The sequence below is a fragment of the Acidovorax facilis genome (assembly GCF_023913775.1).
GTDB lineage: Bacteria > Pseudomonadota > Gammaproteobacteria > Burkholderiales > Burkholderiaceae_C > Acidovorax > Acidovorax facilis.
This window is the reverse complement of record NZ_JAMXAX010000347.1, coordinates 1-328: the sequence shown is the minus strand read 5'-3', so window position 1 is coordinate 328 and position 328 is coordinate 1. Positions and strand designations below refer to the sequence as shown.

Annotated in this window: 1 protein-coding gene; it reads left to right on the top strand. The window is 56.1% G+C overall.

Going from position 1 to position 328, the window contains the following annotated elements:
• A partial coding sequence (locus NFX52_RS30535; protein WP_252636031.1) for a hypothetical protein occupies window positions 1–228 on the top strand: 228 nt, incomplete at its 5' end.
• Between the last annotated feature and the right edge of the window lie 100 nt (window positions 229–328).

Below are 328 nucleotides of genomic sequence, written 5' to 3'. Positions count from 1 at the left end.
GCAACGCTGAGCCAGCGCGCAAACAACGCGATCGTCGCCACGCAAACTGCATCCACCTTCTTCATCATGCCCGCGATATTCGCGGGACATGTGGCTCAACTCAAGATGCCTCGGCTGGACGCTTACATTGTGTTTGCGGACAAGCAGGCTCTCGCCTGCGGTGGATTGTCCGTTTACACAAAATTCTGCACACCCTCTGACGGTAAGCGACCAGCCGTACCACCTTGAACAGTCCCGCGACATCTCGCAAGATCGTGTGCACGTAAACCATCGTGGACACCATGCTCAAAGATTCAGAGACACCGAGATATGCGACGCGGCGTACCCA